15 protein-coding genes are annotated in these 14,117 nt (G+C 43.8%); 5 read left to right on the top strand and 10 right to left on the bottom strand.

Going from position 1 to position 14,117, the window contains the following annotated elements; all coding sequences use genetic code 11:
• Positions 1-77 precede the first annotated feature (77 nt).
• Positions 78-923, top strand: coding sequence for an ABC transporter permease (locus tag QZ938_RS13560; RefSeq protein ID WP_293351921.1), 846 nt, complete (start codon positions 78-80; stop codon positions 921-923).
• A gap of 430 nt (positions 924-1,353) precedes the next feature.
• On the top strand, positions 1,354-2,070 hold the full coding sequence (locus QZ938_RS13555; RefSeq protein ID WP_293351919.1) for a hypothetical protein: 717 nt from the start codon (positions 1,354-1,356) through the stop codon (positions 2,068-2,070).
• 251 nt (positions 2,071-2,321) lie between these two features.
• Here the strand turns inward: QZ938_RS13555 and QZ938_RS13550 are convergent, their stop codons facing one another.
• Both QZ938_RS13550 and QZ938_RS13545 read right to left on the bottom strand, forming a co-directional pair.
• Complete coding sequence (locus tag QZ938_RS13550) at positions 2,322-3,149, bottom strand: fatty acid desaturase (protein ID WP_293157157.1); 828 nt, start codon at positions 3,147-3,149, stop codon at positions 2,322-2,324.
• Positions 3,150-3,515: 366 nt separating this feature from the next.
• The gene (locus QZ938_RS13545) at positions 3,516-4,328 is read right to left on the bottom strand and encodes an acyl-CoA desaturase (RefSeq protein WP_293157155.1); all 813 of its coding nucleotides are present in this window, start codon (positions 4,326-4,328) and stop codon (positions 3,516-3,518) included.
• Positions 4,329-4,408: 80 nt separating this feature from the next.
• On the opposite strand from QZ938_RS13545, the gene QZ938_RS13540 reads away from it, so the two are divergent.
• Positions 4,409-5,641, top strand: coding sequence for a methionine gamma-lyase family protein (locus tag QZ938_RS13540; protein ID WP_293340269.1), 1,233 nt, complete (start codon positions 4,409-4,411; stop codon positions 5,639-5,641).
• 121 nt (positions 5,642-5,762) lie between these two features.
• On the opposite strand, the gene QZ938_RS13535 is transcribed toward QZ938_RS13540, so the two are convergent.
• The 7 genes from QZ938_RS13535 to QZ938_RS13505 form a co-directional block, all read right to left on the bottom strand.
• Complete coding sequence (locus tag QZ938_RS13535; RefSeq protein WP_293146648.1) at positions 5,763-6,359, bottom strand: hypothetical protein; 597 nt, start codon at positions 6,357-6,359, stop codon at positions 5,763-5,765.
• A 188-nt stretch (positions 6,360-6,547) separates the two neighbouring features.
• The gene (locus tag QZ938_RS13530) at positions 6,548-7,294 is read right to left on the bottom strand and encodes a DevA family ABC transporter ATP-binding protein (RefSeq protein ID WP_293351917.1); all 747 of its coding nucleotides are present in this window, start codon (positions 7,292-7,294) and stop codon (positions 6,548-6,550) included.
• 225 nt (positions 7,295-7,519) lie between these two features.
• On the bottom strand, positions 7,520-8,716 hold the full coding sequence (devC, locus tag QZ938_RS13525) for an ABC transporter permease DevC (RefSeq protein WP_293351915.1): 1,197 nt from the start codon (positions 8,714-8,716) through the stop codon (positions 7,520-7,522).
• A 21-nt stretch (positions 8,717-8,737) separates the two neighbouring features.
• Positions 8,738-9,067: a DUF2834 domain-containing protein gene (locus QZ938_RS13520; protein ID WP_293351913.1), complete on the bottom strand. Its 330-nt coding sequence runs from the start codon at positions 9,065-9,067 to the stop codon at positions 8,738-8,740.
• 151 nt (positions 9,068-9,218) lie between these two features.
• On the bottom strand, positions 9,219-9,851 hold the full coding sequence (locus QZ938_RS13515; RefSeq protein WP_293351911.1) for a Vat family streptogramin A O-acetyltransferase: 633 nt from the start codon (positions 9,849-9,851) through the stop codon (positions 9,219-9,221).
• Positions 9,852-9,884: 33 nt separating this feature from the next.
• The gene (locus QZ938_RS13510; RefSeq protein WP_293351909.1) at positions 9,885-11,390 is read right to left on the bottom strand and encodes an efflux RND transporter periplasmic adaptor subunit; all 1,506 of its coding nucleotides are present in this window, start codon (positions 11,388-11,390) and stop codon (positions 9,885-9,887) included.
• Positions 11,391-11,397: 7 nt separating this feature from the next.
• The gene (locus QZ938_RS13505) at positions 11,398-11,982 is read right to left on the bottom strand and encodes a TetR/AcrR family transcriptional regulator (protein ID WP_293146660.1); all 585 of its coding nucleotides are present in this window, start codon (positions 11,980-11,982) and stop codon (positions 11,398-11,400) included.
• Positions 11,983-12,375: 393 nt separating this feature from the next.
• Between QZ938_RS13505 and QZ938_RS13500 the strand changes: the two genes are divergently transcribed.
• Together QZ938_RS13500 and QZ938_RS13495 are read left to right on the top strand one after the other, a co-directional pair.
• Complete coding sequence (locus tag QZ938_RS13500) at positions 12,376-12,837, top strand: GNAT family N-acetyltransferase (RefSeq protein ID WP_293146662.1); 462 nt, start codon at positions 12,376-12,378, stop codon at positions 12,835-12,837.
• Between the two features lie 51 nt (positions 12,838-12,888).
• On the top strand, positions 12,889-13,260 hold the full coding sequence (locus QZ938_RS13495; protein ID WP_293146664.1) for a DUF2237 domain-containing protein: 372 nt from the start codon (positions 12,889-12,891) through the stop codon (positions 13,258-13,260).
• Between the two features lie 113 nt (positions 13,261-13,373).
• Here QZ938_RS13495 and QZ938_RS13490 read toward each other — a convergent pair whose 3' ends face one another.
• Positions 13,374-14,057: a leucine-rich repeat domain-containing protein gene (locus QZ938_RS13490; RefSeq protein ID WP_293146666.1), complete on the bottom strand. Its 684-nt coding sequence runs from the start codon at positions 14,055-14,057 to the stop codon at positions 13,374-13,376.
• Positions 14,058-14,117: the final 60 nt, after the last annotated feature.

Below are 14,117 nucleotides of genomic sequence, written 5' to 3'. Positions count from 1 at the left end.
GTTTTCCCAATTCCCAATTCCCAATTAGCAATTCCCAATTACCCGATTAACAATTCCCAATTACCGATTAACGAGATATGGAAAATACCGCCGACAATCCACAGGAGGAAATACAACCCGATATGTACTTAAAACCTAAATTTAAGATTTCTTGGCAGGCAATATTTACCGTTTCAATGTTTTTTTATATGTACCTGCCAATTTTGGTACTCACATTTTACAGCTTTAACAAATCCCGTTTTAGCGCCGGCTGGGAAGGATTTACTTTAGATTGGTACGTTAAATTATTTAGCGATACGCGGATTTTAATAGCCCTGAGAAACAGTTTAACAGTTGCTGTTTGTGCAGTTGCCATCTCGGCGGTACTCGGCACTTTAATGGCCGTTGGTTTAGCCCGCTACCGCTTTCCCGGCAAAAGTTTATATCAGGGAGTTTCCTACTTGCCGATTATTATTCCAGATATTGCGAGCGCGGTTGCTACTCTGGTATTTTTAGCAGCGCTAGCTATTCCTCTGAGTTTGTGGACAATTGTTGCCGCCCACGTTGTGTTTTGTCTGGCTTACATTGCTCTAGCTGTTTCTACGAGATTGGCAGATTTAAACCCTTATTTAGAAGAAGCTGCCTTGGATTTGGGTGCAACGCCTATTGAAGCTTTTATTCAGGTTTTGCTACCTCAATTAATACCTGGAATTGTTTCGGGTTGTCTGCTATCTTTTGTGCTCAGCATGGACGATTTTTTGATTGCGAGTTTTACCGCAGGTAGCGGGACTACAACTCTACCGATGGAAATTTTTAGCCGGATTCGGACTGGTGTAAAACCTGATATTAATGCTCTGAGCGTGCTCTTGATAGTAGGTTCGGGAGGATTGGCGTTTTTAGCGGAATATTTGCGCGGTAGGGGCGACCAAAAACAGGCTCATTAGTCGTCAGTAGGGGCGGTGCCCCCGTGCCCGCCCTCTCTCTTAGTAGATTAGTCATTAGTCGTAGGGTGCGTCGCCACAGAAAATTTCTAACTTAATATCGACAATCTCATAGCGACGCACCTGATAGCATTGAGAAAATATCTGCGTTAATCCGCGTTAAGGAGCGATTTCCCTATAAGTCATAGTCGTAGGGTTCGTCGCCACAGAAAATTTCAACTCAATATCAACAATCTCACAGCAACGCACCTGATAGCATTGCCACCGACTAAAGAACTCAAATTAGGTGCTATACTAAAACGGATTTGACTGAATGTTAATGCAGGCGGCTGTTAGGCAGTGAACAAAACTAGATAATACCCATATCGGATATAATGTGCCAGTGCCATAATACAAAAATGCGGAAAGATTTTAATAAAAATCAGGAGTTCTTGTGAAGATTGTACTCGCAAAAATATTAGAACACAAAGAGGCTTACGCCAACTTGCCACTATTCCAATATATGCGGGATGCAAGTTTATCTGAAGAACAGCGGCTGTCTTTTTACCCGTGTATGGCGCATTTTATTCTGAGTTTTGGGGATATCAACAAATATATGCTGCGCTCCGAGCCGACAAGCGATGAGTACCAGCAGCGGGTGAACATTCATACCTATGAAGACGACCACCATTGGCTTTGGTACCTTGAAGATTTTGCCAAACTCGGTTTCGATAATCGGTGCACTCCAACGAACCTGATGCGTTTTTTGTGGAGCGACGAAACACGCCAAAATCGAATTCTAACTTACCGCCTGGCTGCTCTCATTTCTACAGCAAGTGCTGTAGAACGGCTTGCCATAATTGAGGCGATTGAAGAAACTGGAAATGTCCTTTTCAGTACCGTGCAGGATCTGGCAAAAGCCATTGAGTTGCGGCGCAACATCGAATTGCGATACTGCGGGGCATTTCACTTTAACCTAGAGTCAGGTCATTTGGTAGGAAGCGATCGCATTGATATTTCAGAAATTTGCCTCAATGGTGCGATTCAGACCCACTGTCTGGAGCTCGTTGATGAAGTCTTTGGGTTATTTGAGTCGTGGACTCACGAACTCCTCAGCTATGCAAAAGAAAATTCCTCAGCTATCCAAAAGCACACTTCTTTTTTAGGTTAATTCGATTCCTTAAAAGTCTAGCCATTGACTAAAGATCTCAAATGGGATCTATAGACAATCTCATAGCGACGCACCTGATAGCATTGAGAAAATATCTGAGTTAATCCGCGTTAAGAATCGGTTTTCCTAGAAGTTTTAAAGGTTCGCAACACGGATTGAACGGGAGCAACGACATTACTAAGAGGTGCTAACTAACCGTAAGGTGCGTCAGGAGAAAAATTATTAATCTGCGTACACCCTACAATAACTAACTAACCTTCCGCTCGGGAAGGTGGTAATTTCACTTTACTAGCCAAACCTACTGCTTCCAAGGCTTGAATTGTCATCCAGGTGAAGTCAATTTCCCACCATTTCATACCGTGACGGGCAGAGTATTGATAAGCGTGGTGGTTGTTGTGCCAGCCTTCCCCGTAAGTCAAAACTGCAACCCACCAACAGTTAGTAGAACTATCTTCGGTTTCGTAAGTGCGGTAGCCAAATTTGTGAGTTGCACTGTTCACAAACCAAGTGCAGTGATATACCAAAACTAAGCGGGCAAAGATTACCCAAACTACAAATGACCAGCCTGCTACAAAGTAAAGCAACACGCCAAAGACGATTTGCATCGGGAGAAAGTAGTTTTGCAAAAATCGGTAAAATGGATCGCTGGCAATGTCTTTTGTACAGCGGGGAATTTCAGCGTGAGCCGGGCCTTTATATAGCATCCAGCCGAGGTGACTCCACCAAAAACCCTTTTGGGCATTGTGAGGGTCGATCGCATTTTGGTCAGAGTGGGTGTGGTGCAATCGGTGCAGTCCAACCCAATCAATTATTCCTCCTTGACAGGCAAGGGCTCCGCAAAATGCTAGAAAGTATTCTACGAATTTTGGTGCCTGAAAACTGCGGTGGGTGAGCATACGATGCCATCCGAGAGTTATTCCCAAACCGCCTGTTATCCAGTGCATGAATACTGTTAAACCAACTGCTGTCCAATTGAAGTTGCTGGGAAGCAGTGCGAACAAAGCACCGATGTGAAGTCCTGCTAAACTAATAACGTGCTTCCAATTGTATTGGAGTTTTTCTTGCGTTGCTATTGTCATTCTATTTTTGGTTTCTGATGAGATGCCGAGCTAGATTCACGCATAAAAGTTTGGATTGAGCAGTGAACTTTCTTGCTGCACACTTACCCAAACGAATCAAAAATGAATGAATTATAGATTTAGGATGAGGATTGAAAAAGATTTACGGTTTAATGAATGAAAATAAAAACTTTGGCTGCTAAACAAAATTTTTTGTTCTCAAATCTATTATAACTGATTATGGTTTTGGTTGGGTCGATCGCACAAGATGATTCAATCTCAGTTCAACCCAACCTTTAGCGATCGCAAAAACAGGATTAGGCATTGGTCACGAGCCATTAGTCCAGAACTGATGACCGACAACCAATGACTAAATTGCCGATCGCCCTATTTTTCTGCTAACTTCACTTTGGTTGCCAAACCCAGCGATTGCAGCAGTTGAATTGTCATCCAGGTCAAATCGATTTCCCACCATTGGAGACCGTGGCGAGCGGAGTATTGGAAAGCGTGGTGGTTGTTGTGCCAGCCTTCGCCGTAGGTGAGCAAAGCCACCCACCAGCAGTTAGTCGAACCATCGCCGGACTCGTAGGTGCGGTAGCCGAATTTGTGGGTAGCGCTATTAACCAGCCAAGTGCAGTGGAACACCACTACAATCCGCATGAATACGCCCCAAACCACGAAAGACCAGCCGCCTAATAAATAAAGCAACACACCGAAGACAATTTGGAGGGGTATAAAATATGCTTGGAGAAACTTGTATACTGGGTCGTCGCCGATGTCTTTCGTAAAGCGGGGGATTTCAACTCGGATCGGCAGATCTGACAGCATCCAGCCCATGTGGCTCCACCAGAAGCCTTGATTGGAATCGTGGGGATCTGTTTCCGTGTCGGAATGGATGTGGTGTAACCGGTGCATTCCTACCCAGTCAATCGGGCCGCCTTCACAGGACAGGGTGCCACAAATCACTAGGAAGTATTCGAGCCATTTCGGTGTTTGAAAACTGCGGTGGGTGACGAGACGGTGAAATCCGAGGGTTATTCCTAAACCACCTGTTACCCAGTGCAGGAATACTGCTAGACCGACCGCAGACCAGCTAAAGTTACCGGGCAGCAAAGCAAATAAAGCGCCGGTGTGCAGAAAGGCCATAAAGCCTATGACAGGCCAATCAGGAGAAGTTTTTTTGGAAGTTACAATCGTCATGAATATCTTATGTTTACAAACTAGGGGCCGCATCTACGCCATAATGAACAGCGCGCACGCAAGTGGTGAGCGAGGTATAGATGAATAGCGTTTCACGGCTACAGGAAGCAGAACAGGCACTCTTTCAGATTTTTTCTGGTATTGACGCGACAGTCAAGCAAAATCTTCAAAGAGTCTTAAAAGCTTTTCGCAGCCACCGGGTTGGAGTCCACCATTTTGCAGGAGTTACGGGTTACGGCCACGATGATTTGGGTCGGGAGACTTTGGACGGGGTATTTGCCGAAGTTGTAGGGGCCGAGGCGGCAGCGGTGCGGGTACAGTTTGTTTCGGGTACTCACGCGATCGCCTGTGCTCTGTTTGGCATCCTGCGTCCCGGTGACGAAATGTTGGCAGTGGCTGGTTCTCCCTACGATACTTTAGAAGAAGTGATCGGCTTGCGGGGGCAAGGTCAAGGTTCACTTATTGACTTCGGCATTAGTTACCGTGAGTTGCCTCTAACTCGCGAAGGTAGTGTGGATTGGCAGACATTGAGCTCTGCTATTTCAACAAAAACTCGCCTGGTTTTGATCCAGCGCTCTTGCGGTTATTCTTGGCGATCGAGTCTGTCTATTTCTGAGATTAAAAAAATCGTCGATCTAGTCAAACATCAGAATCCTAACACAATTTGCTTTGTTGATAATTGTTACGGCGAGTTTGTTGATGATTGCGAACCTACTGCTGTGGGTGCAGATCTGATGGCGGGTTCTTTAATCAAAAATCCAGGGGGTACGATCGTCCCTGCGGGCGGTTACGTGGCCGGGAGGGCGGATCTGGTGGAGGCGGCAACTTGTCGCTTGACAGCGCCCGGCATCGGTAGCAGCGGGGGCGCGACTTTTGATTTGAACCGCTTGCTGTTTCAGGGTTTGTTTATGGCCCCGGGGTTTGTGGGCGAGGCGATGAAGGGCAATCATTTGACGGCTTATGTTTTTTATAAGCTGGGTTATCGGGTGAATCCGATTCCTTTGGCGAAGCGCAGGGATGTAATTCAGGCGATCGAATTCGGTTCTGCTGATAAGTTAATTGCTTTCTGTCGGGCTGTGCAGCAAAATTCCCCAGTCGGTTCGTATTTAGACCCAGTACCGGCGCCGATGCCGGGATACGAGAGTCAGTTGGTGATGGCTGGCGGTACTTTTATTGATGGCAGCACCTCGGAGTTTTCAGCAGACGGGCCTCTGCGAGAACCCTATGTGGCTTTTTGTCAAGGGGGTACTCATTGGACTCATGTGTCGATCGCCCTGGAAGCTGCGATCGAGGCTGTCGGGCCGGCCAAATAAGTAGAAGGAAGAAGGAAGAAGGAAGAAGAACCCCCCTGCCCCCCAAGGGGGAAGGAAGAAGGAAGAAGACTTATTAACAAGACTTACGCACTCCAGTCCATGAGCGTAAGTCCTGTCCTAATTAAGTTATGCCGATCGCCAAAATGCCTAAAATTTTATTCACGTCTTTGAGATAATACTCGCTTAAATCTATTTCTATTTCTTGCCCTTGCAGTTTCAGGAATTGCCAAATACTTCCCGTTGTGACAACTCCGTAAATTGCCTCAACTTCATTACCAGATCGCTCGTTAAATATTCTAGCAGCAACCATTTCAGCAGCGCACTGCCCCAAACCTGCATTAATATTTTCTTTTTTGGCTTCGACAATCGTAATTACTGGGGCAGTAATTATAAAAACTTCTGGGGATTTGGTAACAATAAAATCACAAATTCCTTTTAACCCTTTAGCTTCGTCAACGGTGAAATCAACTCCAGAGAATAAATTTACTGACTCATTCTTTTGTCTTTTCAATTCTACCAAAATTGGAGCTATGATGAGTTCCGATCGCGCTTTCTCACTGTTGCTGCCGCGGACGATCGGCTGATAGTATTGCAAAGTATCTTTCAGCCATTGACTGCTTTCTACTTCAGGTGCGTCCGCAAAAATATTTAACCTTTCCAAAGTAGTTAGGTTAAAGTCTTTTTTGACCCTTTCTAAATTAAATTCGCTGTAAACCATTGCGGTTACTTTGTACTATTTATTATAGGGAGTATTCACCATTAATTTTAACTCACATCTTGTACAAATGACTAATGATTCTTGGTTTGGTGCGTCGCTCATCGATTGTTTATTTTTTGAGAGATTCTTTGTGGCGACGCACTCTACGACTAAGAGGGCGGGCCCGCACCATCCACCGCCCCTACTGACTAATGACTAATTGCCCGATCGGCTAAATTTGTCACTAAACGGCCGTCTTCCATGTAGATAATGCGATCGGCAATATCGAGAATGCGGTTGTCGTGCGTTACGAGCAAAATCGTGCAGCCTTGTTCCTTTGCTAGTGTCTGCATAATTTCTACCACATCTCGCCCGGATTGTTTGTCTAAAGCCGCCGTCGGTTCGTCCGCTAACACTATTTTAGGCCGACTGACTAACGCCCGGGCGATCGCCACTCTTTGTTTTTGTCCTCCCGAAAGATTTTCTGGGTAATAATTGACGCGATCGCCTAAACCCACAGCCTCCAACATTGATATTGACAAAGCATCCATATTCTGATTCAGCATTTCCTTATGTAATTCCAAAGACATCCGCACATTTTGCTTAGCCGTCAAAAACGTCATCAAGTTATGCGCTTGAAAAATATAACCAATTTGCTTTCTCAACTTAGTTAACTGATTCTTACTAGCGCCCCGTATTTCTTCCCCCAGAATATTCAGACTCCCTTCTTGAGCCGAACGCAGGCCGCCTAACATCGTCAGTAAAGTTGTTTTACCCGAACCAGAAGGCCCCGTCATAATTACTATTTCCCCAGAGTTGATATCGAGATTAATATCAAATAAAGCTTGTTTTTTGAGGGATCCTTTGCCGAAGTAATGGTTGAGGTTTTTGACGGAGATTACAGCTTGATTTGTGATAGTTGGGTCGAAGTTCGCGGGAGAATTTAGGGTTTGCATGGTGATTTTTTGTGTTTTTTAATGTTTGTAGTGAGGACTTCAGTCCTCTCTTGAATGCGGACTAAAGTCCTCACTACGAACCTCATTGATTAACCTGTTCGTAGTGAGGACTTCAGTCCTCTCCAAATGCGGACTAAAGTCCTCACTACGAACCTTTTTTTTGATGCGGACTAAAGTCCTCACTACGAACCTCTTTTTTGCTGTGAAACAGGAGTTTTTTTTATTCTAGAAAATGTCGGCGGGATCCGCCGATCGCAATTTCCGCAAAGCCAGCGCCCCAGAACCAGTACACATCACAATTGTCAAACCCAACACAGTAGTCGCTCGATTTGCCGTCATCGCAATTGGCAGCAATGTCGCAGATTGCGCTAAGGAATACAGTCCGTTAGCCAAAACAATTCCCGGCATAAAGCCCAAAACAGCTAACAGCAATGCTTCCTGAACTAAAACTCCGACTAAATAGCGATCGCTATATCCCATTGCTTTTAAAGTCGCGTACTCAGCCAAGTGATCCGAAACATCAGAGTAAAGAATTTGGTAAACAATAATCAAACCAACAATGAATCCGATAATTGTACCGAATCCGAAAATAAAGCCGATCGGAGTAGCATTTCCCCAATAAGCTTTTTCAATTTCTGCAAATTCTGCTAATGTCAGAACCTTCACATCATCCGGCAAAATAGCTTTCAACATTGATTGAACTTTGAGGATGTCAGCCCCCGGTTGCAACTGAATTAAACCCACATCAATTTCATCTGGTTTGCGTTCTGGAAATAAATTCATGAAAGTAGAATCGCTAGCAATGACATTGCCATCAGCCACGAAAGAAGTACCGAGAGTAAATACTCCTCCTACTTGAATATTGCGTTTGTTAAGTTCAGTTTCGAGGGTAGATTGTGTATTAAAAATATTGGCAATTTCCCCATACTCAGGTCTAGAAGCTTGGTCAAATAACACATTATTGAACTTTTGCAGTTGAGCCAAATTCTGATTGACATCTGGCAAAATAAATGTTGTGTTGCCAGGATCTATGCCAAAAATTAAAATTCCTCGCGTAGTGCGGTTTGTGGGATTTCGCCACTGTCCCATCCCAATATATAAAGAAGTAACAGACTTGACTCCCGCGACTCCTTGTGTTTGATAAAGTCGCTCTCTTTTGAACTGTTTTACCGCAGCAAAAGTTTCAAATTGAGGATTGATTAACACTAAATCTGTCTGTAAACTTTCGTGCGGCTTAACAGCAGAATCGAAGAGTGCATCTTGAAAGCCGAGTTGCACAAAAATCAGAATATCTGCAAAGGCAATTCCGGCGATAGCAACAGCGAGGCGGGTTTTTTCTCTGGTTACTTGCAACCAAGCAAGGGGTGTTTTGCGAAACATAATATTTGGGGAATTGGGAATTGGGCATGGGGCATTGGGCATTGGGCATTGGGCATTGTTATTTCAAAAAATTGAAGCTGTTTGTTCAATTTTGCGTTGCCGCATTAGGAGAAATAAAGGCAAACCCAGGGAAACACCAACCAGTAAATTACTCGCAATATAAATCCACAAGTTTTTCATTTTTAGACGCGAACCTTCGCTAAATACAAAAATCCACAAAACCACGGAAGATACGATGACATCCATGCCGAAAAAACCGGAAATTTGATTCGCAAATAATTGTCCGAAGAACTCGTTGACATTCAACCCTTTTTCTAAGAGAAACTGGATAAATTGCGAATAGGGCAAAGCTGTTTCTAGAATACAGAGAACTAAGTAGGCAATCTTAAGCATTGGAAAACCTCGACTTTGTTAATGTTAAATCGCTATATAGCCTTTCTCAAAAAGATGAGGTATAATCGACAGCTTATATAACCACTTAAGCTAAGAGGGCTAAAGCCCAACAACGTACCTCATCTTTATGATAATCGCTGTATTTGCGAGTTTACTCAGCATTACTGAGTGCTTTAATATCGGATTGCATAATTAAGTTAATATTGCGCGAAATCTTGTCAATCTCCCAATCCCACCAGCGCATTTGTAATAGTTGAGCCACCTCAGCATCGCTGAAACGCTGTTTGATTAAACCTGCGGGGTTTCCGCCGACAACGGTGTAAGCGGGAACATCTTTTGCCACAACAGATTTGGCAGCAATTATCGCACCGTCGCCGATTTTAACTCCGGGCATAATCGCGGATTCATAGCCGATCCAAACATCATTGCCAATAATGGTATCGCCTTTGCTTGGCAGTTCCATTAATAGATTCATTGCTGTTTCCCAGCCGTTCCCAAAGACTGGAAATGGATAGGTAGAAATGCCGTCTAGTTTGTGATTTGCACCGTTCATGATGAATTTGACGTTGGTGGCGATCGCACAAAATTTACCAATAATTAATTTTTCACTTCCGTAATTGTAAAGTACGTTTCTCTCGAAATTTTCCGGATCGATCGGATCGTCGTAGTAAGAGTAATCACCGACAACAATATTGGGCGATTTAACAAAGTTTTTGATAAAGCAAACCCGGCGCTGGTTTGCCATCGGATAAGGTAGGTTTGGATCTGGCCCTAATTCTGCCATAAATTTCAATCTCAAAGGTTCGTAGTGAGGACTTTAGTCCTTCTGAATTGCTACTTGTACCTGCAAATTTGTCAATCCCGCAACTTGTTTGCTAGCTTCAGGATTCAGGTGAATTTTCACTTCCACAACTCGGCTGTCTAAGTTTTCTCCCGGCTGGTTGCTAAACACGTTTTGTTTGCTGACTTTTAACCCGATTTCTTTAACAGTTCCCGGCAATTCTCCTGAAAATGCTTGGCTGGTAACACCTGCTTTTTGCCCAACCTTGATTTTGCTGATGTCGGTTTGGTAAACTTCGGCAACGACTACCATTTGCTGAGTTTCTCCTACGTCTGCAATGCCGTCATCGCTGATTTTCTCTCCTGCACGGGTGTGAATTTTGAGGATTTTTCCGGGTTGCGGAGTGCGGATGTAAGCTTGATTTAATTCGGTTTGGGTGCGCTTGACTTGGGCGATGGCGCTGTTGATTTCGGTTTGGGCTGCTTGGATATCTACTGGGCGTACTTCGCCTATTTTGTCGAGAGTTGCTTGGGCTTCTTTCAGTTCTTCGCTGCCACTGTTTTTGATGCGCTTAAGTGTTGCTTCAGATTCTACTAACTGCTGGATTGCTGTACTGTTGATTCTGGCAAGATTTGCTTCGGCTTCGTTGAGTTGCTGGATTGCTGTACTGTTAATTCTGGCAAGATTTGCTTCGGCTTCTTCAAGCTGTTGTTTTGCCGTACTGTTGATGCGGCTGAGATTTGCTTCGGCTTCTTTAACTTGCTGGCGACTTGTTTCTAATGCCAGCCGTTTGCTGTCCATTACCGATTGAGAAATAGCGCCTTCGGCAACAAGTTCTTTGTGCCGCAGGTATTCGGTTTCGGCATTATTTGACTCGGCTTTTAATTTGTTAATTGCTGCTGTTTGTGCTGTTTTTTCTCCTTGCCATTGTGCAGTTATGCGGCTAATTGTTGCTGTTTGTGCTTTCCTTTCTCCTTGCCATTGTGCGGTTATTCTGCTGATGGTTGCTTGCTGTGCGGTTTTTTCTCCTTGCCATTGTGCCTGCAGCCGATCGACTGTTGCTTGTTGCGCCTCCCGGTTTCCTTGCAATTGGGCTTCTAGCTTGCCAATTGTCGCAGATTGTGCTGCAAGTTCTCCCGACTTGGCGCCCGCTTTTACCTTGGCTAAATTGGCTTCAGCAACTTTGACTTTTTCTTTGGCTTCGTCTAAAGCAGATTTTAGCCGATCGCCCGCATCCAAAATTGCGATCGATTGCCCTGCTTCGACGCGATCGCCCTCTTTGACTAAAAGCTTCGCCACGCGATCGCCATCCAACGCCTGCGACACCCCCAACCGAATCACTTCCCCCAGCGGTTCCAATCTTCCCAAAGCCGTGATTTTTCGGGGCGGAGGTGTTTCTACGGGTAAAGGTTCAGCATTTTTAGCTAAAGATCCAAACTGAGAAATGCCGTAAAAAGTTGTACCCACGCTAATAGCAGCGCCAGCAACTACCAATCCCATTACCAATTTATTTTTAGGCTTGATGAAAGATTGAAAATTCATATTCCTCCTAAATTTGCGGTTGTTTTTTTTCTAAATAAGCGAGTAATATATTTTTTAATACATTCGCTTGTTCTGTAAAAGATATCCTTTCGCCTTGATAAAATCTTCTTGCCACCAAACCGTCAATATAACAAATGACAAATTTAGCGAGCGCTGGATCGGAGATCCCCAGGTAGCAAATGAGTGCCTCTTCATAACGCTTTCCTGCTAGCTGGAGTGCTTGATTGCTATCAATCTCTTTGCGAGTCTTTTGGTGGCAAAACTCGAAGGTGATTAACAGATTCTTCAGCATATAATCTTCAATTCCGCTGAGATAATTCATCAGTTGTTCAACTTTTTCTCCGAGAGTTGGTGGATTTCCTAACTCAGCCAGTGCTTCTTCTTTTGTATCTTCATAGCTCAAATATACAATTAACTGCTCGAACAAACTTTCTTTACTCGGGAAATAGTGGTAAAGGGTTCCTGTAGAAACTCCAATTCCTGAGGCAATTTCTCGCATTGTGACGGAGGAATAGCCTTTTTCGGCAAAAAGCTCAAAACTTTTGTTCAGTAATTCTTTGCGGTACAATTCGCGGTCAACTATTTTTGGCATAGGTCGATCGATCTTAAGATTTTTGATTCTGGATCCTAGGTTATCGGAGATTTAAGGGCGATCGACCGAATATTCCTATATCGAACATCCGATATAGTATAAACTAATACAAAGAAAGCTTTTGACGGCTGAGCTTGGAAAAAAATAAGTATATCGAACAGTTGTTATAATTAATGTTGCACAGACTATCATAGCTTGTCAAGGGGTGGAGTCTAATTATTTTTAGAGTCGATTTGTCGGGGCGAGTTTAGCCTAAAATCCAAAACACCCCGCCATCAATCTGCGTCAGTCAGTCGATTTTAGATTTTAGATTTTAGAATGGGAAATGACAGATTGCGATCGTGGTTTTGAGCCGATCTAGAGTAGCATTCTTTTTTTTAACTCTTAATTATTATGAAAGTACGAACCTACGAAATCGGCGACACTGAAAAAATTGTCAAACTATTTTACGACACCGTGCACGAAGTAAATATCCGCGATTATACAACAGCCCAAGTAGATGCTTGGGCGCCAGCAGATACCGATATTCAAACATGGATGCAAAGTTTAAGCAGTAAATTTACCTTCGTAGCAGAAGAGGGCGATACAATCGCAGGTTTTGGAGAATTAGAAATCAACGGCCATATCGATCGCTTCTACTGCCACAAAAACTTTCAAAGACAAGGAGTTGGGACGCTAATTTTAACACAAATTGAGTCAAAAGCCAAAGAATTAGGACTTAGAAAGTTATTTACCGAAGCCAGCATTACAGCTAGACCTTTTTTTGAAACCCAGGGATTTATGATGATCCGAAAGCAAGAAGTAGAGCGGAGAGGACAAAAATTTATTAACTTTGCAATGGAAAAAAATATATAAAAACCACCTTTTGTGTAAAATTAGATCGCAGAGTTGTGTGGAGGAGCTGCGATGGTTACGGAAGCGACAAATGTACTGGGCACAAAATTAGAAACTTGCTGCACATCGCCGATGACAGGCTATTATCGGGACGGAAAATGCAATACGGGTGGCGGAGACTTAGGGGCTCACACCGTTTGTGCAAAAGTAACAGAAGAGTTTTTGAAGTACACCAAAAGAATGGGAAACGATTTGAGTACCCCGGTTCCAGACTTTAAATTTCCGGGATTGAAACCAGGGGATTGTTGGTGTTTGTGCGCGCCTCGTTGGAAGGAAGCAATGGATGCTGGATGTGCGCCGCTTGTGGTTTTGTCGGCGACTCATGTCTTAACTTTGGAATACGTTTCTTTGGACGAGTTGAAGGAACACGCTGCTGATTTGTAGGAATGTGCGATCGCTTTTAGTCGATAAGGGCGATCGCACTTTTCCGATAAATACCAAATTTATCATCATTTGCGACTGAAGTATTTAAAGGCGATCGATGTCATTATAAAGTTTTATGATTTAGTTGGCGCTCCCCACTTACAAATAGACTCTGGCTTGAGAGGGCAAGTTTTGGGAGCCGGATTTCCGCTGAGGGAAAGCGCAGTCAGTTTAGTCAAAGATTTTAAGGAGTTGATGTCACTAATTTGATTGTCGCTGAGATTGAGTTCACTGACTTTAGTCAAAGATTGCAAGGATTTGACATCGCTGATTTTATTGTTGTTGAGGTATAGCCAATTTAGCTTAGTCAAAGATGGCAAAGGCGTGATATCGCTGATTTTATTAAACCCAAGATAGAGCCAACTCAGATTAGTCAAAGATTCCAGCGGTTTGATGTCACTGATGTTATTACCCCCAAGGTTTAGACTCGTCAGTTGAGTAAAATATTTCAAGGGTGTGATATCGCTGATTTTATTGTTTTTGAGATCGAGTTCGGTGATACTTGACAGTTTTTGATTAGCCACCTCGCACTCAGTAGTTCCTGCTGTCTTCAACAACACCTCAACAGTATTTTTGGCTTCAGCACTCAAAGAAGCTTTCTCGCGACACAGTTGAGCAAATGTTCCTTGACTGTTTCCCGGTTTCGTCTCGGAGGCTGACTCCGAAGGTTTATTTTCACATGATGCGAGGAGTACACAACAAGCAAGTGCGATCGACTTTGGTAAATTCATGTGTTTTTGTGCAACCGTAAGTGTCATAATCTTGTACCTCTAATTTTCAGCAACTGCATACAAGGACACCGCATTGCCATGTCCCGA

Source organism: Microcoleus sp. CAWBG27 (assembly GCF_020883145.1).
In the GTDB taxonomy this organism is placed as follows: domain Bacteria; phylum Cyanobacteriota; class Cyanobacteriia; order Cyanobacteriales; family Microcoleaceae; genus Microcoleus.
Note: the sequence above shows the minus strand (reverse complement) of the source record. Positions and strands in the feature narration are given on the sequence as shown.